This window comes from Streptomyces sp. NPDC058758, from assembly GCF_042746075.1.
GTDB lineage: Bacteria > Actinomycetota > Actinomycetes > Streptomycetales > Streptomycetaceae > Streptomyces.
Genome location: NZ_JBHYPS010000041.1, coordinates 1 through 20,471 on the forward strand (window position 1 = coordinate 1; position 20,471 = coordinate 20,471).

The window sequence follows — 20,471 nt, forward strand, 5'->3', positions numbered from 1 at the left end:
TACTTTTTTTTATATCACCCTGGGGGGGCCCGGGCGTCGTCCCCTACTCCTGCCCCGGGCGGCGACGGGGGGGGGCCCCCGGCGGACCACCGCCGGGGCCCCACCCCGTTCGCGCTTTCCGCGGGCTCGGTTCGGGGGCCGGTCCCGGGCCCGGCTCAGGGGCCGGTTCGGCGACCCGGTTCGTGGTCCGGAGGCCCGGTCCGAGGGTCCGGAGGCCCGGTCCGGGGGTCCGGTGCGGGGGCGGCCTCAGACGAGGTGGTCGAACTCGCCGTCCTTGACCCCCAGCAGGAGCGCCTCGATCTCGGCCGGGGTGTAGACGAGCGCCGGGCCGTCCGGGTGGCGGGAGTTGCGCATGGCAACGTTTCCCCCCGGAAGTTTGGCGAACTCGACGCACGAGCCCTGGGAGTTGCTGTGCCTGCTCTTCTGCCAGACGACGCCGCGCAGCTCCGTGGCCGCCATGCCGTTGTACGCGTGGTGCGCGTGGTGCACTGGTAGCTCCCCGAGTTGCTTGGTTCGTTCGTCAACTTCCCCGGATCATAGCTGCGTTCACATGCGACTGCATGAGCAGATGCACGTGCACGAGGCGTGGCGTAGTCACTACGCGACACAGCGTGCGAGGGGCGTCCGGCGGCACGGAAACGCCCCCGCGATCTTCCCATCCGGAGGGACGGGAGGGCGGGGGCGGGGGTTCCCCGGGCGCGGGCCCGGTCCGGCTCAGCGCTCCTCTCGGAAGTCGACGTGCCGGCCGGCGACCGGGTCGAACTTGCGGAGGGTGAGCCGGTCGGGGTCGTTGCGGCGGTTCTTGCGGGTGACGTAGGTGAAGCCGGTCCCGGCGGTGGACCTGAGCTTGAGGACCGGGCGTATCTCGTTGCGTGCCATGCGGCCGAGGGTAAACGAAAACGAATCCCATTGCCAATATGATCTAGCGGATCTCTCGAGGGCGACATATGTGCAGGTCAGAGGGGTGGAAGCTCGGACAGGAGGCGGCCCGCCCGGTCGTACAGACGGAGGCCCACGACCGACCCGCCCCGCGTCACCGCGTACCAGACGCCCCAGCCGGGGCGGCCCGGCAGCTCCAGGAGGGCGGCGGCGGTGGTCCGGCCGCCGGCCTCCACCAGCTCGACCCGGCCCGCGTCCCGGGTGCCGTAGTAGAGGCCGGAGTGGAAGGTCCCCTCGCCCTGGTGACTGATGCCGGGCCGGGCGAGGTCGACGTTGCCGTCGATGACGCTGCGGAACTGTTCGAGCCCGTCCCCGCCCCCCTCCCAGTGCTTGCCCCGGTCCGTGAGCCACACCTTCCACCCGGGGGCGGCCGTCACCCGCTCCCCCGCGGCGACGGTCCGCACGGGCGCCGGGACCCGCCGCCCGGACGCGGCGGAGGAAGGGGAGGCGGAGGCCCGGGGGACGGCCGGCGCCCCCGGCGCCGGGACGGTGGCGTCGGCGGCGGACCGGACCGGTGGGGCGGCGAGGCCGCCGGCGGGGTGCGGGCCGCGGCCCAGGACCGTACCGGCGGCCACGGCGGCCGAGACGCCGAGGACGGCGAGGAAGGAGAGGGCGGCGGTACGGCGCCGGCGGCGCGCCCGGCCGGCCCGGACGACCGCCGCGACGGGCGCGGGCCCCGGGGTCACGTCGCGGGCGGCGCGGGCGAACTCGGCGCGCAGCAGGGCGTCCCACGCGCCGGTGGCGTCGGGTCCGGCGTCGGGTGCGGGGGTCATGGGCGGGCTCCGTAGGGGGTGCGGAGGGGCGGGCCGGACAGCGGTGACGGGCCGGACGGCGGGGGCGAAGCGGGCAGCGGGGGCGAAGCGGGCGGCGGGGCGGGGTCCGCGGCGAGCCGGGGGTGGGCGCGCAGCGCGGCGAGGCCGCGCCGGGCGTGGGTCTTCACCGTGCCGATCGAGCACTGGAGGACCTCGGCGATCTCCTGCTCGGTCAGGTCGTCCCAGTACCGCAGGACCATCACGGTGCGCTGACGGGGGCTCAGGTCGGCCAGTGCCTCCAGCAGCACGGCCCGCTCCTCGACGTGCTCGGCGTGGCCCGCGTCCCGGTGCCGGGCGGGTTCCGGCAGCACCGGGACGAGCAGGTGGGCGACCCGGCGGCGGCGCAGGCGGCTGAGGTTGTTGTTGACGAGGGCGCGGCGCACGTAGAGGTCGACGTCCTCGCGCGGGATCCGCCGCCAGCGGCCGTACACCTTGGCGAGGGTCGTCTGCACCAGGTCCTCGGCCTCGTGGAAGTCGCCGGTGAGCAGCCGGGCCGTGCGGACGAGCCGGGGCCAGGCGGCGGTGGCGAACGCGGCGAAGCCCGCGTCCGTCTCTGGTTCTGCTGCGTGCGTCACGGTGGCGGACCTCGCGATCGGGAGGTGGTACGGCGGGGCCCGCCCCGTGCCGGGCCCCGCCGAGCGTGGTGGACGGCCCGTCAGGAGTCCGTGGCGGGCAGCTCCACGAGGAGCCGCCCGTCGCGGCCGCGGAAGGCGACGGAGACGTCACGGTCGGACGGCGCGGTGTGCGCGTACCAGACGCCCCAGCCCGGCCGCCCCGGCAGCTGGAGCAGGGTCGCGCGGGTGACCCGCCCCTCGGCGTCGGTCACGTCGACCCGGCCGGGCGCCTCCGGGCCGCCGTAGATCCCGGAGTGGAAGGTGCCCTCGCCCTGGTGGCTGAGGGCGGGCCGGGTCAGGTCGAGGTTGCCGTCGACGACGCTGCGGAACTGCTCGAAGCCGTCCGGGCCCGTCCAGTGCTTGCCCTCGCGGGTGAGCCAGAGGGTGTGACCGCCGCCGGCGTCGACGCGCTGCCCCTGGCGGACCGTCCGGACGTCGGCGACCGGGGCGGCGGCGGAAGCGGCGATGGAGACGGCGGAAGCGGCGGTGGAGACGGAGGGCGCGGGCGCGGCGGAGGCCGGGGCGGCGAGGGCGGCGGCGGCCACGGCGGACGTCGCGGCGGCGCCTGCGGCGAGCAGGTACTTCTTCATGGGACGGCTCCAGGTTACGGACGGGCGGACGGGCGGGCGGACGGACAGACAGGACAGACAGACGGGCGGGTCTTCCACCCTTCTCAACTCCGGTCGTGCCGAACCCGGATGACACCGCGGCGGAGGATTCTCCGGCTCAGGCGTCGGCGAGAGCCGCCGACAGCTCGTCCAGGGCGTCCAGGAGCAGCCGCGCCGCCTTCCGCAGCAGCGGGTCGGTGACCTCCGTGTCCCAGGCGGCGACGGTCTCGCGGAGGTCGTCCCAGACGGGTTCCCCGCGCTCGCGGACCGCCTTCGCGCCGCGTTCGGTCGCCTCGCGCAGCACCTCGGCGAGGCCGGCGGCGGCGGGCAGGGGCGGGGCGCCGCGTTCGGGCAGGTGGGCCTCCAGGAGCATGGCGGCCCGCCCGAACTCGGCGAGGGCGTGGCCCGCGTCCTCGGCCGCCGCGTGCGAGAGCCCCCGGTGCCGCACCGGCTCGTGGACGGCCCGGCCCAGCGCGTCGTGCCAGGCCACCCGCGCGGCGCGGGCGGAGAGCAGGGCCTCGCGGACGTCCGGGCTGCCGGGTCCCGCGGGGGCGGCGTACCGGGCGGCGACGGCCGCCGCGTACCGCCCGGACGCGGCGAGCCAGTCGGCGAGCCTGCCCCGCAGCCGGGGCGTCTCCCAGGCCGGGTAGAGGGCGTAGGAGAGCATCGCGAGGAGGCCGCCGAGGAGGGTGAGCAGGACCCGGTCCCGTACGGTCTGGGTCACGCCGGAGCCCTCCATGCCGAGGAGGAAGACGACGTACGCGGCGACGCAGACCTGGCTGACCGCGTACCCCGTCCTCATCAGCAGGTACATGCCGAAGGCGCAGAGGACGGCGAGGCCGGCGGAGAGGTACGTCCCCGGGTGCGCCGTCTGCACCACGCCGCTGGCCAGCGCGACGCCGACGAGCGTGCCGCCGAAGCGGGCCACCGAGCGGGAGTACGTCTGCGAGAAGTCCGGCCGCATCACCATCACGGAGGCCATCGGCGCCCAGTACCCGTGCCCGAAGGGCAGCACCAGACCGAGCAGGTAGCCGGCGGCGGTGACCGCGGAGACCCGGATCGCGTGCCGCAGGATCGCCGAGCCCGGCCGCACCTCGGCCCGCATCTGCGCGAGGACGAGCGGCGCGAGCCGGAGGAGGGTGGGGCGGGTGCGGGGGGCGGGGAGGCCGAGGGGGCCAGGGGGATCGGCGGACTCGGGGGGCTCGGGGGGCTCGGGGGCGGCCTCGGAGGACGGCGCGGACAGCGCGCCCGCGCGCCCCTCCGTACCCACCCCGGACCCCGTCCCCGTCCCCGAGCCCGTTCCCGGCCCCATTCCCGTTCCCGGTTCCGCCCCCGACCCCGTCTCCGTGCGTGGTTCCGCCGTCTCGACGACGTCGCCGAGGAGGGCGGCCAGGCGGAGGGCGGCTCGGTGGGAGCGGTCGGTGAGGATCGAGCCGGTGTCCGGGGTGCGCAGGGCGGCGACCGCGGCCGGCGGCAGCCGGACCGGTTCGCCGTGGCGGATGGCGCGCGCGGCGGCGTCGAGGATCTCCCCGGCCGCGGCGAGCAGCTCGCGGACCCGGTCGCGCTGCGGGCCCTCGGCGGGGGCGCCGACGGCGGGGTCCGCGAGCGAGGCGAGGACGGGCCGGATCCGTTCGGCGAGCCGCCGGGGCCCGTGGAGTTCGGCGGGCCGGCGGCGGGCCTGCCGCGGGGTGACGGCGGCGGCGCTGCGGGCGGTCATGAGCGGGACCGGGTCGAAGGGCGCGACCGGGTCGTGGCGCAGCCGGCGGGCGTAGTCGGCCTCCGCGGCGAGCGCGTCGGCGAGGGCGTCGCGCTGGGCGCCCCAGGGCCGGACCGGCAGCAGCACTACCAGCGCGGCCTGGACGACCCCGCCCGCGAAGATCATGGCGGCGTGCCCGGCGGCGGTCGCGACGGAGGTGGGCAGGGTGATCGTGACCAGCATGATCGCCACGTTGGAGGAGGCGATGATGCCGGCGGTGGGCCCGGCCGCCCAGACCAGCCCGGAGAGGAAGGTCCACAGGAGCAGCAGCGCGAGGAAGAGGACCGTGTGCGCGCCGGTCAGGTAGCCGAGGAAGGTGGAGACGGCGAGGCTGCCGCCGGAGGCGAGCGCGAGGGTGGGCCGGGGCCGCCAGGAGCGCTGGAAGGTGGCGATGGCCGCCTGGAAGGCGCCGAACGCGGAGGACGCGGCGACGGCCGGTCCGAAGAGGGCCAGCGAGAAGCCGATGACGAGCGCGAGCCCGAGCGCGCCGCGGGCCGCGACGGCGGGCGCGAGCCGCCGCCGCTCGACGGTGAGACCGGAGCGGGCGGTCTCCCTCAGCGCCCGGAGCCAGCTCATGATCCGAGCGTAGCGAGCAACCCCCCGTAACCGGACATTTCACCTCACGGTCCCGGGGGCCTGTCCGACCGCCGGCGCCGGTCGGACCGGCCCCGGCGAGAAGGGGCGGACAGGCCCTGGGTGCGCGGGGAGACCCTGGGTGGGCGGGGAGACCCTGGGTGGCGGACAGGCCCTGGGTGTACTGGCCCGGGCCGACACCGCCTAGCCCCGGGCGCGGCGGTCCAGGCGGGCCCGGTCGGGGGTGAGGGTGGCGGACTCGGCGGCGCTGGCGCCGTGGTTCCAGCCGTCCTCGTCCCACATCGCCCGGACGCGGGTCGCCCTCGTCTCGGGGAAGAGCTCGTCCGTGCGGGCCGTCACCGCGACCTCGCGGGAGGCGAGGACCGGGAGGAGGGTCGGGGCCTCGGCGGCGACCCGGCGGGAGGTCGCCTCCAGGCGGGCGCCGAGCCGGTTCGCGTACGCGAGGAGGAAGGACTGCCGGAAGGACTTGGTGCGCTTGCGGCCGCCCTTCCGCTGCTCCGCCTCCGCCCGCGTCATCGCGGCCGTGCCCTGGACGAGGAGCGAGGTGTACAGCAGCTCGACCGGGTCCAGGTCGGCCTCGAAGCCGACCACCGTCGAGAAGCCGTACGTCTCGTTCCACACCGCCCGGCAGTGGTTGGCGCCCGCCACCGCGTCGAGCAGGATCGCCTTCGCCTGCTCGTAGGGCGGCTCCACGCCGATCCGGATGGCGCCCGGCGTCTGCGGCGACGGCGCCCCGGCCGCGAGCCCCGCCTCGTCGAGGCTGTGGCGGGCCATCAGCTCCTGCGCCTTCGCGGTCAGCGCCTCGGCCTCCTCCGGATAGCCGGTGGCCTCCGCCTTGGCGAGCAGCGCGCGAATCCGGGTGAGCATCCGCGGCTCCCCGGCGGCGGCCGGCGGCAGCGTCTCGCCGGGTACGGGGCCCGCCGCGTCGAGCCGGGGCAGCCGGACCAGCAGCCGGTACAGCTCCAGGACGGCCGTCGCGTGCGAGAAGCGGTCGGCGGGGCCGGCGCCCGTGCCGTCGTCCAGTCCGTCGATCTGGTCCCGCCAGCGCCGGGGCAGCGTCGCGTACCGGGCCGTCTCGGCCCGCACCAGTGCGCCGAGCAGCCCCAGGTGCTCCTCGGCCAGCTCGCGGCGGACGGCGCGCGCGAGGTCGGCGGGCTGCCAGCCGTGCTCCCACAGGGTCCGTACGAGCTCCTCGCCGCGCCGCGCGAGACCGGCGTCGGCCTCCGGGGCGGCGGCGAGCAGCGAGGCAGCCGTGTCGAGGGAGCGGTCGTCGCGGCTGTGCAGCGCCACCCCCAGCGCCCGCTCCACCGTGGACCCCCGCGCCTCCTCCTGCATGCCCGCGCCCTCTCCGTCCCTCGCGTCGCCCGTGCCGGCTCTCGTCCGGCCTCCTCCGGCCGTCTCCGGCCTCCTCCGATGGTCTCAGGACGGCCGGGTCCACCCCGTCGCGCCCCGTCCCGGGGTAGGCCTGGCCCTACCCCGGGACGCCCGGCAGACGGCGTGACCCGACCCCTGGCGAAACGGTTCGCTGGAGCCATGACCAGCACCCTTTCCCTTTCCCCCGCTCCTCCCGCCGCCGTACGGCTCCGGGGGCTCGTCCGGCGGCACGGGGACGTCCGGGCCCTCGACGGCGTCGACCTCGACGTCGCCGCCGGGACCTTCACCGCCGTCATGGGCCCCTCCGGCTCCGGGAAGTCCACCCTGCTGCGCTGCGCCGCCGGACTCGACCGCCCGGACGCGGGCCGCGTCGAGGTGGCGGGCACGGCCCTGGAGGGGCTGAGCGAGCGGCGGCTGACGCTGCTGCGGCGCGACAGGATCGGCTTCGTCTTCCAGTCCTTCAACCTGCTGCCGACGCTGACGGCCGCGCAGAACGTGGCCCTCCCGCTCCGGCTCGCAGGCCGCCGCCCGGCGCGCGGCGAGGTCCGGGCGGCGCTCGCCCGGGTCGGGCTCGCCGGCCGCGAGCGGCACCGGCCCGCCGAACTCTCCGGCGGCCAGTGCCAGCGGGTGGCCATCGCCCGGGCGCTGATCGCCCGCCCCGCCGTCCTCTTCGGCGACGAGCCGACCGGCGCGCTGGACTCCACGACCGGCGCGGAGGTGATGGACATGCTCAGGAACCTCGTGGACGAGGAGGGCCGGACGCTGGTGATGGTCACCCACGACCCCGTCGCCGCCGCCCGCGCGGACCGGGTCGTCTTCCTCGTGGACGGCCGCCTGGCGGGCGAACTCGCCGCCCCGACGGCCCCCACCGTGTCGGCCCGACTCGCGGAGCTGCGGCCTGCGGGAACGGCGGGGCCTGCGGGGCCGACGGTCTCGACGGGGCCGGCGGGAATCACCGGAACGGCGGCACCGGCGGGAGCCGCGGGAACCACCGGAAGAACGACACCGGCGGGAACGCAGGGAATCACCGGAACGGCGGCACCGGCGGGAACGGCGGGTCGGGCATGCTGAGCGTCGTCCTGGGCGGGCTCCGGGCCCGCTGGACCTCCCTCCTGGGCGGGTTCCTGGCCCTGGCGCTCGGCGTCGGGCTGCTCACCGCCACCGGCCTCGGCCTCGCCGCCGCGCTGGACCCGCCGGCGCACGCCCCCGAGCGGTTCGCGTCCTCCCCCGTCGTCGTCCTCGGCCAGGACCGGCTGACCGTCGAGGTCCGGCGCGGCCCCGGCACCGCGCTCGTCTCCCGGCCGCTCGACCGTCCACAGCCTGTGGACACCGCCGTGCTGCGCGAACTCCGCGCCCGGTGGACCCTCACGGAGCACCCCTCGGACGCCCCCGCCCCGGCCGCCTCCCGCCCCGACGCCGTCGGACTCGACGCGCCCGCCGAGCAGGTCAGGGCCCTCGTCGGCGACCGGGCGCAGGTGCTCACCGGCGACGAGCGCCGCCGCGCCGACCCCGGCCACGAGCGGGACGGGCAGGAACTCACCGGCCTGAACGCCCTCCTCGGCACCGCCGGCGGCGTCGCCGCCTTCGTCTCCGTCTTCGTCGTCGCGTCCGTCTTCGCCTTCTCCGTGGCGCTGCGCCGCCGCGAGTTCGGCCTGCTCCGCACCGCCGGGGCCACCCCCGGCCAGGTCCGCGGGCTGCTGCTCGCCGAGGCGGCGCTGCTCGGCCTGACCGCGTCCGCGGCGGGCTGCGCGCTCGGCGGGCTCGCCGCGCCGCCGATGGCGCGGGCCCTGGTGGCCCGGGACCTGGCGCCCGCCTGGTTCGCCGGCGCCGGCACGGTCGGCGGGAGCGCCGGATGGCCGTACCACCTGGCCTTCTGGACGGGCCTCGGCGTGGCCCTCGCCGGGGCGGCGGCCGCCGCCCACCGCGCCGGGCGGACCGGGCCGACGGCCGCGCTGCGGGAGGCGGACGTCGACCGGGACGTGCTGCCGCCGGGCCGGGCGCTGCTCGGCGCCGGGCTGCTCGCGGCCGGGCTCGGACTGCTGGTCTGGACGTACGCCACCGATCCCGGTTCCCTGCTGAAGCGGAAGACGTACACGACCCTGCCGATGCTCCTGACCGGCGGCGCGGCCCTGCTGGCCCCGCTCCTCGTGCGGCCCGCGGCCCGGCTGTCCCCGGTGTTCCGGGGCGGGGCGGTCGGGCTCCTCGTCCGGGAGAACGGCGCGGCCGCCGTGCGCCGCACCGCCGCCGTCGCCGCGCCGGTCCTGGTGACCGTGGCGCTGGCGGGGACGCTGTCCGGCGCGTCGGAGAGCGTGGCGCGCGCCAAGGAGACCGAGGCCCGGGACCGTACGACGGCGGCTCACGTGGCCGAGGGGCGGGAGGTGACGCTCCCGGAGCGGCCGCCCGGGGGCGCGGTCGTCGCCGCGTCCGGGCCGACCTCCCTCTTCGTACGGGACGGGGCCGAGGCGGTCGTGAAGTACCGGGCCCGGGCGGTCGCCGACCCGGCGGCCTTCGCCGCGTTCGCCCGGCTCCCGCTGGTCGCGGGCGACCTGCGGGGCCTGGACGACCGGTCGATCGTCGTCAACGAGGAGTTCGAGCGGCGGCGGGTCGGCGAGGAGGTGGAGGTGTGGCGGGCAGACGGCAGCGGCCCCGTACGGCTCCGCGTGGCGGCCGTCCTGGCCCGCGGCACCGGCGACAACGGGCCGTACGTCACCCGCGCCCAGGCCCCCGGGTCCCGGCTCGACCGCCTGGAGTCGGACCGGCCGCTCGCGGCGGACGCCGCCTCCGCCGCGGCCCCGCCGCCCGCGAACCGGGCCGCCCGGACGGGCCTCCGCCTGCTCCTGGTCCTCGTCCTCCTCTACACGGTGATCGCCCTGGCGAGCACCCTGCTCATGGCCACGTCGGTCCGGGGCGGCGAGCTGGCCGCGCTGCGCCTGGCCGGCGCCACCCGCGCGCAGGCCCTGCGGGCCGTGACGGGCGAGGCGCTGCTCGCGGTCGCCGTCGGCACGGCCCTCGGGCTCGCCGTGACGGCCGCCGTCCTCGCCGCCCTCGGCGCGGGCCTCGCCGCGCTCTCCGCGCCGGTCGTGCTGGCGGTGCCGTGGGCGCAGACGGGCGCGGCGGCGGGGGTCTGCGCGCTGGTCGCCGTCGCCTCCGCGGCCCTCCCCGCGTGGCGCCTCACCCGCTGAGCGGCGAAGGTGGGACGGGGCGGTGGCCGGGGTCGGAGCCGGGCCACCGCCCCGCCCGCGCCCCGGCCGGCCACCCCGCCCTGCCGCGTGCCCGCCCCGTTCCGTCGCGCACCCGCCGCGTGCCCGCGCTGCCCTGCTGCGTGCCCGCCCGGACGGCCGCCCCGCCCCGTGCCCGCCCTGCCGCGCACTCGCCGCGCACCCGCCTGGACGGCCGCCCCGCCCTGCCGCCCACCCGCCGCGCACCCACCCCGCACCGTCCACGAACCTGTCCCGGCTCCGGGCCGCGCCCGCATCCGGCCGCGCCCGCACCCCCTTCCCGCCTCCGCTTCCCGCCCCCCTTCCGCTTCCCGCCTCCCCCTCCCGCCTCCCCGCCTCCCCCCCCTCCCGCCTGGGGCGATCGGTCCGCGAAGGCGCTACGGGGTGAGGACCAGCTTGCCCCGGACGTGGCCGGACTCGCTCAGTTCCTGGGCGCGGGCGGCCTCCTTGAGGGGGAGGGTGTCGGCGTGCCGCAGGCGCAGGGTGCCCGCGAGGACGCCCTGCGCCTGGGCGGTCAGCCAGCCCCTGACCCGCTCGAAGTCCTGCTCGGGGAGGCTGAAGACGATCCCGTGCGCGGCCGCGTCCGTCTCGGCGATCGTCACGATCCGCGACCTGTCGGCCGTCTCCTCGCCCCCGAGCAGCTCGATCGCGACCGGCAGCACCCCGTACCCGGCCGCGTCGAAGACCGCGTCGACGCCCTGCGGGGCCGCGGCCCGCACCCGCTCGGCGAGCCCGTCGCCGTACGCGACCGGGATCGCGCCCAGGTCCCGCAGATAGGCGTGGTTGGACGCCGAGGCCGAGCCGACGACCGTGACACCGGCGGCGACCGCGAGCTGGACGGCGATGGTGCCGACGATCCCGGCCGCTCCGTGCAGGAACAGCGTCTCGCCCTCCCGTACGCCGAGCTCCTCCAGGACCCGGGCCGCGGTCTCGCCGGCGACCGGCAGGCCCACCGCCGTCTCCCAGGACAGACCGGCCGGCTTCGGCAGGACGTTGCCGGCAAGGGCGTGGCCGGCGTAGGCGCCGGTCTTCGACCAGCCGAACACCTCCTCCCCGACGGCGAGTCCGGTGACGCCCTCGCCCAGCGCGTCGACCGTCCCGGCGACCTCGATCCCCGGCACGGCGGGGAAGACCGTCGGGTGCACCTCCTCCAGCAGGCCCCTGCGCACCTTCCAGTCCATCGGGTTGACGCCGGCCGCCGCCACCCGCAGCCGCACCTCGCCGGGGCCCGGCTCCGGCACCTCGGCGCCGGTCTCGTGCCGCAGCACCTCGGGGCCGCCGAACTCCTCGAACACGATCGCTTCCATCGTCGCCATGTCGCCCTCCGCATCAGCGCGTTCGCCCCGGAAACCGGCGCTTCCGCTCTCATCGACCTGCTGCTCGATCCGTTCCGTACGTGCTCAAGCCGGCAGCGGACACCGCTTGTTCCCGGCTCCCACCGGCCGGTTCCACATGGCCGAAAGACCACCCTCCACGGCGGATCTCCACCCCCGCGCGCCACCCGCCCCGCCCCGCCCGGATGTCGTGGGCCGTCGCTGTCAGTGGCGGATGCCAGACTCGCGCCCATGAGCGAGAGGTGGGCGCTGGCCCCGGAGCCGGAGGGCGAGGGCGCGTTCCTCGTCCCCCTCAAGCCGGACGGCGCGCCCGCCGGGGAGGTGCGCCGCGAGCCGGACCTGGCCGCGGCCGTCCGGTCCCGGCCCGGCGTCGCACGCTGGGTGTGGCGGTCGACGGCCGAGGTGTACCCGAAGCTGCTCGCCGCCGGCGTCCGCGTCGAGCGGTGCTACGACGTCGAGGGCGCCGAGCAGCTGCTCCTGGGCCACGAGGGGCGGCTCGGCGAGCCGCGCTCGGCCGCCGCCGCGTGGGCCCGGCTGCGGGGCGCCCCGGTGCCGCCCGATCCGCCGCAGCGCACGGCCGAGCCCGGCTCCCAGGACTCGCTCTTCGAGCCGCGGCCCGTCGCGCCCGTCCCCTTCGAGGGCCTCCTCGCGGTCTACGCGGAGCAGCAGCGCCGCCACGGCCGGGCCGAGCACCCGGGCAGGATGCGGCTGCTCACCGCCGCCGAGTCCGCCGGGATGCTGGTGGCCGCCGAGATGCACCGGGCCGGGCTGCCCTGGCGGGCCGACGTGCACCGGGAGGTGCTGCGCGAACTGCTGGGCGAGCGGTACGCGGGCGGGGGCGAGCCGCGCCGCCTCGCGGAGCTGGCGGACGAGGTGTCGGCCGCCTTCGGCCGCCGCGTCCGGCCCGATCTGCCCGCCGACGTGGTGAAGGCCTTCGCCCAGGCCGGGATCCGGCTGCGGTCCACCCGCCGCTGGGAGCTGGAGGAGGTCGACCATCCGGCGGTGGGGCCGCTGATCGCCTACAAGAAGCTGTACCGGATCTGGACCGCCCACGGCTGGTCGTGGCTGGCGGACTGGGTGCGGGACGGCCGGTTCCGGCCGGAGTACCTGCCGGGCGGCACGGTCAGCGGCCGCTGGACGACCAACGGCGGCGGGGCGCTCCAGATCCCGAAGGTGATCCGCCGCGCGGTCGTCGCCGACGAGGGCTGGCGGCTGGTGGTCGCGGACGCCGACCAGATGGAGCCGCGGGTGCTGGCCGCGATCTCCCGCGACCCCGGCCTGATGGAGGTCGCCGGCCACCCCGACGACCTCTACACCCGCCTGTCCGACCGGGCCTTCTCCGGCGACCGCGACCACGCCAAGATCGCCCTGCTGGGCGCGATCTACGGCCAGACCAGCGGTGACGGGCTGAAGAACCTGGCGGCGCTGCGCCGCCGCTTCCCCCGCGCGGTGGCCTACGTCGACGAGGCGGCGAAGGCCGGCGAGGAGGGCCTCCTCGTCCGCACCTGGCTGGGCCGCACCAGCCCGAGGGCGGTCGGCGCCGACGACGACGGCGAGGCGGGCCTCCCCCAGGAGGGACCCGAACAGGCCGTCGCGGAGGAGGGCTACACCCCCGGCTACGCCTCGAACAACGCGCGGGCGCGCGGCCGGTTCACCCGTAACTTCGTGGTCCAGGGCAGCGCCGCCGACTGGGCCCTGCTGATGCTGGCGGCCCTGCGCCGCTCCCTGTCGGCCGCCGGGATGCGGGCCGAGCTGGTCTTCTTCCAGCACGACGAGGTGATCGTGCACTGCCCGGCGGAGGAGGCCGGGGCGGTGACGGAGGCGATCCGGGCGGCGGGCGACGAGGCGGGCCGGATCACCTTCGGCGACACCCCGGTCCGCTTCCCCTTCACGACGGCGACGGTGGAGCGGTACGCGAACGCCAAGTAGCGTCCGCGCACCGCCCGTTCCCCCGTGGCCCGTGGTTCCGCTACTTGGCGGGCAGCTTCGCCCACCGGGGGTCGAGGGCGATCGCCTTCAGCTGCTCCATGGTGAGCGCGGGCTCCGCCCGGGTGGCCGCCTCGTGCTGGGCGCCGGTGTTGAAGGCGGAGACGACCACCCGGAAGCCGTCCTTCCGCATGGTGTCGGCGCTCCACCACACCACGCCCTCGCCGCCCTTCTCGCCGGGCTGCCGCGTGAGCTTCACCCTGCGGCCGTCGGGCAGGGTGGTGACGTCGCCGGAGCCGTAGAGCTGGCCGGCGACGTCGCCCATGCCGTACTGGACGTTGACCTGGACCAGGCTCTTGCCCTTGCCGTCGTCGACGACGGCGAAGGCGAACTCGCCCTCGCCGCCCTTGTCGACGACCGTCAGCCCCTTGGGCAGCAGGGCGCGCAGGGTGGCGGGGACGCCGTCGCCGACGATCTGCGGCGGCGCCTCGCGCACCTTGCCGGGCCGGCCGAGCTTGCCGGGCTGGGCGGGCGCGGTGGGCAGCGGCGGGATCTGCTTCAGCAGGGGCCGCCACGCGGCGGCGGAGACGAGCTCCTCGAGCTGGGTGGCGGTGAGGGGCGGGTCCTCGCGGCTGATCGCGGCGTCCTTCTCGGCGGGCGCGTTGTACTCGCTCACGTCGATCAGGAAACCGTCCTTCGTGAGCAGCACGGCCCGCCAGTTCTTGGTCTCCTCGCGCTTGTCCGGGTACACGTAGCCCTGGAAGACCATCACCCGGGAGCCGTCCGGCGTCCGGCCCTCGACGCAGCGGTCGTGGGGGACGTACGCCTTCTCGGGGCAGGTCACCATGTCGAGGCCGGCGTCCGGGCCGCGTCCGGCGCGGGAGAGGAAGACGCCGACGGCGGCCTCGCCCCCGCCGTCGTCGTAGACGCCGCTGAGGCCCTGGCCGGTGCCGTCGAGACCGTCGAACCGCCACTGGCCGGCGGGGGCGTTGGCCTTGAGGACGTCCGCGATCTCGGAGAGCGGGATCTCCGCCATGCCCGGCTTCAGCGAGTCGGAGGCGGGCTCGCCGCTCGACTCCGCGGTGGGCGACGCGCTGGGCTTCGGCGCCGCCACGGTCGCCTTGTCCGAGGGTCCGGCGGGGGAGACGGCGCTCCCGGCGTACACGCCGCCGGCGCCGATGGCGGCGAGCGCGAGGGCTCCGCCGGTGACGGCGAGGCGGCGGCGGAGCAGCCGGCGGCGGCCCCGGGCGAGCCCGCCGGAGACCAGGCCGGGCCGGCCGTCGAGGCCGAAGCTCTCGCCGGTGGTGCGCAGGGCCGAGCCGAGTTCGTCGGCGAACCCGGCCTCGGGGTCGTGGTGTTCGTGCTGGGACATGGCGGGATCACCGTCTCTGCTTCGGAGGGACGAAAGGGAAGGGGGTGCCGTCCGAGTGGTCCGGGGACCGTCGGCGAGGGGCGTGGGAACCGCGGGCGGGGGGCGGCTCAGCGGACGGCGAACTCGGCGATGCTGCCGCCGAGTCGCTGCCGCAGCTTGCCGAGCGCCCGCGTGCAGCGGGTGCGGACGGCGGCGGAGCTGGTGTGCAGGGCGTCGGCGGTCTCCTCGACGCTGCGGTCCTCCCAGTAGCGCAGCACCACGACCGCCCGGTCCTTCGGGGGCAGTGCGGCGAGCGCGTCGAGGAGGGCGATCCGCAGCAGCGGGTCGGTGCCGTCGTCCGGGGTGTGGTCGGGCAGTTCGCCCAGCGGGCGCTCGGTGGCGGAGCGTCGCCGCTGGTGGCTGAGGAACGTGCGGACGAGGACGGTCTGGGCGTACGCGGCGGGGTTGCCTATCCGGGAGACCCGCCCCCAGAGGGCGTACATCTTGCCCAGCGTCTCCTGCGTGAGGTCCTCGGCGAGGTGGACGTCCCCGCTGGTCAGCAGGCAGGCCGAGCGGAACAGCTGACCCGTGCGTGCCGAGGCGAACTCCAGGAACTCGTCCGCGCGGGACGTTCTCATGCCCCTCCTCTTCCTTGCGGTCGCGTGTGGTCACGGGTGGTGAAGGACGGTCGCCCCGTGCGAGCGCCGTGCGCGTGCCGTGCTCGCCGTGGTGGCGTCACCCCTTCGACGCGACGGGACCGGGGAAATGTTTCATCGAACCCGCCCTCGAACGCATCCGAAGAAGCGGAATCGGGTAATCCTTTTGGTATGAACACTCTCAGCGCAGAGCTCCTGGCCGCTGGAGTCTGGCAGTCAGGGCTGGCACAGGTCATCGGCGGCCTGGTTCTCGTCGCCGTACTCATCGGGGCCTTCTGGTTCGGCTACCGGGTCCGCACCCGCGAGCCCCGGCCCCCCGCCCCCGAGGAGCAACCGCACCGCCCGGACACCGGCGCGCTCCCCGGCGAGATGTCGGAGTACCGCAGGGGCGCGGAGATGCCGCACACCGACGGCGCCCACCGGCTCATGCCGTACCAGCTGAAGGACGGCGGCGGCACCGAGACCTCGCCCACGCCGCCGAGCGAGGAGAAGCGCAAGTGGGGCGGCATCTCCAGCGGCGGCTTCGGCAGCGGAGGCCCCGGGCACGGCGACTGACGTGCGCGCCGCCCCCCGCGCCCGGCTGCGGGCGATGGCCCTCGGACTGCTCGGCTCCGCCCCCGAGGCGGACCGGGCGGTCCGGGCCGCCGAGCGCACCCTCGCCTCGTACGGCCCCGGCCCCCGGGCGCACCGGGGCCCCGGCCCGGTCCCCGATCCCGGACCGCCCCCGGAGGCCGTCCTGGCGCGGGTCTGCCTCGGCCGGCTCCGGGCCCGCGAGGCCCGCCGCACCGAACCGTGGGACCCCTGGTCGGACTCTCCCGGCCCGACCCCGGCGGAACGGCTCATCCTGGTCCTGCACGACCGCTTCGGCGTGCCGTACGAGACCCTCGCCCCGGTCCTGGAACGCGCCCCGGCGGCCGTCCGCCAGATCGGCGTCCGCGCGAGGGCCCGGGCCAGGGCCGCAGAGGCGATGCCCGCCCCCGACCCAGCCCACCTCCGCACGGCCGTGGACGCGGTCCTCGCCGCCGCCCGCGAGGGCGACACGGCGGCGCTGCGCTCCCTGCTCGACCCGGACGCGGTCCTGCGCGCCGACACCGGAGCCGTACGCGGCGGGGTGCGGCCCGCCCACGGCGCCCCGGCCGTCGCCCGCGTCCTGGCCGCCCGCGCGGCGGCCGCCCGCCCGGTCCCGGTGGACGGCGCCCCCGGCCTGGCCGCCGCCCCGGACGCGGTCTACGTCTTCACGGCCCCGGCGGGCCCGATCACCTCGGTCGACGTCCTGGCGGACCCGCCCCACGTCTCCCGCCTGGCGCTCGCGAGGACGTGACGGCCCCCGGCCCTTCTCCCTCCCCCACGGCTCCGCGCCTCAGTCCCGCCCGTCGGCGCTCTTCCCGGCCCGCCCGGCGATGTGCGCGGGCACGGCAGCCGCCAGCCCGGCCGGCAGCGCGGGATCGGGCACCGGCACGCCGAAGGCGGTCACCACCGGCAGCACCCCCGCCCAGAGCCCCAGCTCCGCGTCCTCGGAGTCCCCGTCGTCCGGCGGGCCGCTCCGCGTCTTCACCGACGCCTCGGTGAGGTCCAGTGCGAGCAGCGAGGTGGCCGCCAGTTCCTTCCGGCTCGGCTGCCGCACGTACTCCCACTGCCCCGGGCTGCTCTGCTCGGTCAGCGCCCGCAGCCCCCGCAGCTTCTCCTCGGGGTCGGTCACCGGCTCGGGAACGCCGTAGACCATCGCGCACCGGTAGTTCACCCCGTGCTCGAACACCGACCGCGCGAGCACCAGCCCGTCCACGTGCGTCACGGTCACGCAGACCGTGCTCCCCGGCGCCTGCACCAGACTCCGGCTGGCCACCGAGCCGTGCACGTACAGCCGGTCCCCGTCGACCCCGTACACCGTCGGCACCACCATCGGCACCCCGTCCACCATCACCCCGAGGTGGCACAGCCACCCGGCCGCCAGCACCGCGTCCAGATCCGCCCGCCGGTACGACCCCTTCTCCCGCATCCGCCGCAACCGAGTCCGCTCGGTCACCTCGATCGCACCCTCGCCCATGCTTCCCCCAGCTCACGAAGAACGGCCCGAAAACGGCCCGGACATCACGAAACCCCAGGTCAGACTAGTCCGACCTGGGGTTCCAGAGTGAGCCGCCTTCGGGATTCGAACCCGAGACCTACGCATTACGAGTGCGTTGCTCTGGCCAACTGAGCTAAGGCGGCGTGCTGCGCGACACCATGGTGGGTGCAGCAGCGTCGCCAAGTCTACACAGTTTCCGGAGGTGCTCCGACCAGGGGCGGAGGGGGCGGGTCCGGGGGCTATGAGCAGCGCTTTCCCGCGGTGGGCGGAGTGCCTTCGAGGAGGTAGGTGTTGATGGCGGTGTCGACGCAGTCGCTGCCGCGGCCGTAGGCCGTGTGGCCGTCGCCCTCGTAGGTGAGGAGGGTGCCGGAGGAGAGCTGGTCCGCGAGGGCCTCGGCCCACTTGTAGGGGGTGGCGGGGTCGCGGGTGGTGCCGACGACGAGGATGGGGGCGGCGCCGTCGGCGGTGATGCGGTGCGGGCGGCCGGTGGCCCGGGCGGGCCAGTAGGTGCAGTTCAGGGCCGCCCAGGCGAGGCCCGTGCCGAAGACCGGGGAGGCCTCGTCGAAGGACGGGGCGGCCCGCCGGGCGTCGGCCGGGTCCCGGTAGGCGGGGGGCAGGTCGAGGCAGTTCACGGCGGCGTTGGCGAACATCAGGTTCGCGTACGAGCCGTCCGGCTCCCGCTCGTAGTAGCTGTCGGCGAGCGCGAGCAGCGCCGAGCCCTCGCCGCCGATCGCCCGGGTCAGGGCCTCTCGCAGCTGCGGCCAGGCGCCCTCGTCGTACATGGCCGCGATGACGCCGGTGGTCGCCAGCGACTCGCCCAGCTCGCGGTCCTCGCCGGTGGGGACGGGGTCGGCGTCCGCGGCGCGGAAGAAGGACTTCAGGGCCTCCCCGGCCGCCTCGGGCGACCCGGTGCCGAGCGGGCAGTCGGGCCGGGTGACGCAGTCGGCGGCGAAGGCGCGGAAGGCGGTCTCGAAGCCGGCCGTCTGGTCGCGGTTGAGGTCGAGCGCCGAGAGGGAGGGGTCCATGGCACCGTCGAGGACGAGCCGGCCGACCCGGCCGGGGAACAGCTCGGCGTAGGTCGCGCCGAGGAAGGTGCCGTACGAGGCGCCGACGTAGTGCAGGGCCGCGTCGCCCAGGACCGCCCGCAGGATGTCCATGTCGCGGGCCGTCTCCACGGTGGAGACGTGCGGCAGGACCGCGCCGGTGCGCTCCCGGCACCCGGCCGCGAACCGCTTGAACGAGGCGGCCAGCGCGTCGACCTCCGCCGGGTCGTCCGGAGTCTGGTCGACCTGGGTGTACGCGTCCATCTCCGGGCCCGTCAGGCAGTCGACCGGCTCGCTGCGGCCGACCCCGCGCGGGTCGACGGCCACCATGTCGTAGCGGGCCCGCACCGGCTCGGGGTAGCCGATGCCCGCGTACCCCTGGAGGTAGTCGACGGCCGAGCCGCCCGGCCCGCCCGGGTTCACCAGGAGCGAGCCGATCCGCTCGCCGGGGCCGCTCGCCCGCACCCGGGAGACGGCGAGCCGCACCTCGGGCCCGTCGGGCTTCGCGTAGTCCAGCGGGGCGCGCAGCGTCGCGCACTGGAAGCCGCTGACGCCGCAGTCCCGCCAGGCGAGCTTCTGGCCGTAGTACTTCTTCAGCGCCTCCGGCGAGGGCGCCGGCGAGGCGATCCGGTGGACCGCGCCGGACCCCGGGCCCTCGGGGGCGGCCGCGCCGCTCCCGCCCGTGCAGCCGGAGAGGATCAGCCCGGCCGCGGCGAGCGCCGTGGCGGAGATGCGGAGGAGGCGCCTGGAGTCCATTCCGTGAGCGTATCCGGACGGGTACGCTCCGTGTCCAATCGCGGAGGGGTCGCCTCCGCACGCCGGACGCCCTTCCGCCGGACGCCTTTCGCCGGACGCCCTCCCCGCCTACCGGCCCCGGGAGCCCCGCCGCCGACGGCCGGGCTCCCGGGGCCGGGCGCTCAGTCGCGCAGGGCCATCGTCATCGCCTCGACCGCGAGCAGCGGGGCCACGTTCCGCTCCAGGGCCTCGCGGCAGGCGAGGACGGCCTCCACCCGGCGCAGGGTCCGCTCCGGGGTGGTGTCGCGGGCGATCCGCTCCACCGCGTCCCGCACGTCCTCGTTGGCCAGCGCCGAACGGGTGCCCAGCTGGAGGGCGAGCACGTCCCGGTAGAAGCCGGTCAGGTCGGTGAGGGCGAGGTCCAGGCTGTCGAGCTGGGTGCGCCGGCCGCGGCGCTTCTGCTTGTCCTCCAGCTCCTTCATCATCCCGGCGGTGCCGCGCGGCATCCGCCCGCCCTGGGCCGCCCCGAGCGCCGCCTTCAGCTCCTCGGTCTCCTTGGCGTCGACCTCCTCCGCGACCTGCTTCGCGTCCTCCGCGGCGGCGTCCACCAGCTCCTGGGCGGCCTTGAGGCAGCCGCCGACGTCCGCCACCCGCAGCGGCAGCTTGAGGACGACGGCGCGGCGGGCGCGGGCCCGCTCGTCCGTGGCGAGCCGCCGGGCCCGGTCCACGTGCCCCTGGGTGGCGCGGGCCGCCGCGTGGGCGACCTCCGGCTCGATGCCGTCGCGCCGGATCAGCACGTCGGCCACGGCCTCGACCGGCGGGGTGCGCAGGGTCAGGTGGCGGCAGCGGGAGCGGATGGTGGGGAGGACGTCCTCGACGGAGGGGGCGCAGAGCAGCCAGACGGTGCGCGGGGCGGGCTCCTCGACGGCCTTCAGCACCGCGTTGGCCGACTTCTCGTTGAGCCGCTCCGCGTCGGTGACGAGGATGACCTGCCACCGGCCGTTGGCCGGGGAGGTGAAGGACTTGCGGACGGTGTCGCGCATGTCCTTGACGAGGATCTCCGTGCCGACGGCGGAGACCGTCGTGACGTCGGCGTGGGTGCCGACGAGCACCGTGTGGCAGCCGGTGCAGAAGCCGCAGCCCGGCGTCCCGCCGAGGGCCCGGTCGGGGCTGACGCACTGGAGGGCCGCGGCGAACGCCCGGGCGGCGTCGACCCGGCCCGCGCCGGGCGGGCCGGTGAAGAGCCAGGCGTGCGTCATCTTCGACGCCTCCGGGTCGGGCTCGCCCGCGGCCTGGGCGGTGACGAGCGCGTCGGCGTCCCGCGCGGCGGCCGCGAGCTGCTCCTCGACCCGCTCCTGTCCGACCAGGTCGTCCCATACGGCCATGTCTGCCCCTCCTGAAGGTACGTCCTCCATTGTGGGGCAGGGGACCGACAGCCCGGCCCGG

18 protein-coding genes and 1 tRNA gene are annotated in these 20,471 nt (G+C 76.7%); 5 read left to right on the top strand and 14 right to left on the bottom strand.

Features of this window, described 5'->3' with window-relative positions:
- Positions 1-246: 246 nt before the first annotated feature.
- The 7 genes from ACFW6A_RS32805 to ACFW6A_RS32835 form a co-directional block, all read right to left on the bottom strand.
- Positions 247-459 (bottom strand): DUF397 domain-containing protein, encoded by a 213-nt coding sequence (locus ACFW6A_RS32805; protein ID WP_043226629.1) that lies wholly within the window; start codon positions 457-459, stop codon positions 247-249.
- Between the two features lie 255 nt (positions 460-714).
- Complete coding sequence (gene rpmG, locus ACFW6A_RS32810; protein WP_351851482.1) at positions 715-879, bottom strand: 50S ribosomal protein L33; 165 nt, start codon at positions 877-879, stop codon at positions 715-717.
- A gap of 77 nt (positions 880-956) precedes the next feature.
- Positions 957-1,712, bottom strand: coding sequence for a hypothetical protein (locus ACFW6A_RS32815; protein ID WP_386477360.1), 756 nt, complete (start codon positions 1,710-1,712; stop codon positions 957-959).
- Positions 1,709-2,326 (bottom strand): SigE family RNA polymerase sigma factor, encoded by a 618-nt coding sequence (locus ACFW6A_RS32820; RefSeq protein ID WP_386645174.1) that lies wholly within the window; start codon positions 2,324-2,326, stop codon positions 1,709-1,711. The genes ACFW6A_RS32815 and ACFW6A_RS32820 overlap by 4 nt, the downstream gene beginning before the upstream one ends.
- Before the next feature lie 80 nt (positions 2,327-2,406).
- Positions 2,407-2,955, bottom strand: coding sequence for a hypothetical protein (locus ACFW6A_RS32825; protein ID WP_386645176.1), 549 nt, complete (start codon positions 2,953-2,955; stop codon positions 2,407-2,409).
- A gap of 136 nt (positions 2,956-3,091) precedes the next feature.
- On the bottom strand, positions 3,092-5,305 hold the full coding sequence (locus ACFW6A_RS32830; RefSeq protein ID WP_386645178.1) for an FUSC family protein: 2,214 nt from the start codon (positions 5,303-5,305) through the stop codon (positions 3,092-3,094).
- 201 nt (positions 5,306-5,506) lie between these two features.
- On the bottom strand, positions 5,507-6,658 hold the full coding sequence (locus ACFW6A_RS32835; protein WP_386645180.1) for a DUF2786 domain-containing protein: 1,152 nt from the start codon (positions 6,656-6,658) through the stop codon (positions 5,507-5,509).
- Positions 6,659-6,856: 198 nt separating this feature from the next.
- Here ACFW6A_RS32835 and ACFW6A_RS32840 point away from each other — a divergent pair, with 198 nt between their 5' ends.
- Positions 6,857-7,768, top strand: a complete 912-nt coding sequence (locus ACFW6A_RS32840; RefSeq protein ID WP_386645182.1) for an ATP-binding cassette domain-containing protein — start codon at positions 6,857-6,859, stop codon at positions 7,766-7,768.
- A complete protein-coding gene (locus ACFW6A_RS32845; RefSeq protein ID WP_386645184.1) occupies positions 7,762-9,879 on the top strand; it encodes an FtsX-like permease family protein in 2,118 nt (705 codons plus the stop codon). The genes ACFW6A_RS32840 and ACFW6A_RS32845 overlap by 7 nt, the downstream gene beginning before the upstream one ends.
- 413 nt (positions 9,880-10,292) lie before the next feature.
- Here the strand turns inward: ACFW6A_RS32845 and ACFW6A_RS32850 are convergent, their stop codons facing one another.
- Entirely contained in the window at positions 10,293-11,222 is a 930-nt protein-coding gene (locus tag ACFW6A_RS32850; RefSeq protein ID WP_386645210.1) for an NADP-dependent oxidoreductase, read from the bottom strand.
- 258 nt (positions 11,223-11,480) lie between these two features.
- Here ACFW6A_RS32850 and ACFW6A_RS32855 point away from each other — a divergent pair, with 258 nt between their 5' ends.
- On the top strand, positions 11,481-13,178 hold the full coding sequence (locus tag ACFW6A_RS32855; RefSeq protein ID WP_386645186.1) for a bifunctional 3'-5' exonuclease/DNA polymerase: 1,698 nt from the start codon (positions 11,481-11,483) through the stop codon (positions 13,176-13,178).
- A 40-nt stretch (positions 13,179-13,218) separates the two neighbouring features.
- Here ACFW6A_RS32855 and ACFW6A_RS32860 read toward each other — a convergent pair whose 3' ends face one another.
- Both ACFW6A_RS32860 and ACFW6A_RS32865 read right to left on the bottom strand, forming a co-directional pair.
- Positions 13,219-14,547, bottom strand: a complete 1,329-nt coding sequence (locus ACFW6A_RS32860; RefSeq protein ID WP_386645188.1) for a hypothetical protein — start codon at positions 14,545-14,547, stop codon at positions 13,219-13,221.
- A 107-nt stretch (positions 14,548-14,654) separates the two neighbouring features.
- A complete protein-coding gene (locus ACFW6A_RS32865; protein WP_351851456.1) occupies positions 14,655-15,164 on the bottom strand; it encodes a SigE family RNA polymerase sigma factor in 510 nt (169 codons plus the stop codon).
- A 189-nt stretch (positions 15,165-15,353) separates the two neighbouring features.
- On the opposite strand from ACFW6A_RS32865, the gene ACFW6A_RS32870 reads away from it, so the two are divergent.
- Both ACFW6A_RS32870 and ACFW6A_RS32875 read left to right on the top strand, forming a co-directional pair.
- Positions 15,354-15,737: a DUF6479 family protein gene (locus tag ACFW6A_RS32870; RefSeq protein ID WP_351851454.1), complete on the top strand. Its 384-nt coding sequence runs from the start codon at positions 15,354-15,356 to the stop codon at positions 15,735-15,737.
- A gap of 1 nt (position 15,738) precedes the next feature.
- On the top strand, positions 15,739-16,503 hold the full coding sequence (locus ACFW6A_RS32875; RefSeq protein WP_386645190.1) for an RNA polymerase subunit sigma-70: 765 nt from the start codon (positions 15,739-15,741) through the stop codon (positions 16,501-16,503).
- Between the two features lie 39 nt (positions 16,504-16,542).
- On the opposite strand, the gene ACFW6A_RS32880 is transcribed toward ACFW6A_RS32875, so the two are convergent.
- The 4 genes from ACFW6A_RS32880 to ACFW6A_RS32895 all read right to left on the bottom strand — a co-directional run bounded on the left by ACFW6A_RS32880 (position 16,543) and on the right by ACFW6A_RS32895 (position 20,410).
- Positions 16,543-17,226, bottom strand: coding sequence for a pyridoxamine 5'-phosphate oxidase family protein (locus ACFW6A_RS32880; protein ID WP_351851450.1), 684 nt, complete (start codon positions 17,224-17,226; stop codon positions 16,543-16,545).
- A gap of 90 nt (positions 17,227-17,316) precedes the next feature.
- A tRNA-Thr gene (locus tag ACFW6A_RS32885) sits at positions 17,317-17,390 on the bottom strand.
- A gap of 96 nt (positions 17,391-17,486) precedes the next feature.
- A complete protein-coding gene (locus tag ACFW6A_RS32890) occupies positions 17,487-19,046 on the bottom strand; it encodes an alpha/beta hydrolase (RefSeq protein ID WP_351851448.1) in 1,560 nt (519 codons plus the stop codon).
- A gap of 161 nt (positions 19,047-19,207) precedes the next feature.
- The gene (locus ACFW6A_RS32895) at positions 19,208-20,410 is read right to left on the bottom strand and encodes a DNA polymerase III subunit delta' (RefSeq protein WP_351851445.1); all 1,203 of its coding nucleotides are present in this window, start codon (positions 20,408-20,410) and stop codon (positions 19,208-19,210) included.
- Positions 20,411-20,471: the final 61 nt, after the last annotated feature.